1 pseudogene is annotated in these 223 nt (G+C 58.7%); it reads left to right on the top strand.

The features are described 5' to 3' along the window. Window positions 1–223 (top strand): annotated as a pseudogene (locus AC0L2Z_RS35520) (hypothetical protein); the annotation flags it as partial.

The following is a 223-nucleotide window of genomic DNA, read 5'->3' as shown; positions in this document are numbered from 1 at the left end:
GAGGTACCTAAAAGGAAACTCCCTTGTTCTCTCCGTTGCGGCCGGCACGTCGTCAGGCGGCCATATCGGCGTCAAGATCGTCACAGTGTCGCCCGACAACAATGCCGTAGGCAAACCCGCGGTGATGGGGCTTTGCCTCCTGCTCGACGACGCGACGGGCTGCGCATTTCATGCCTCTTTCGGCACCACGAAGAGAACGAGGGAGTTTCCTTTTAGGTACCTC

Source organism: Mesorhizobium sp. WSM4850, assembly GCF_055811735.1.
Note: the sequence above shows the minus strand (reverse complement) of the source record. Positions and strands in the feature narration are given on the sequence as shown.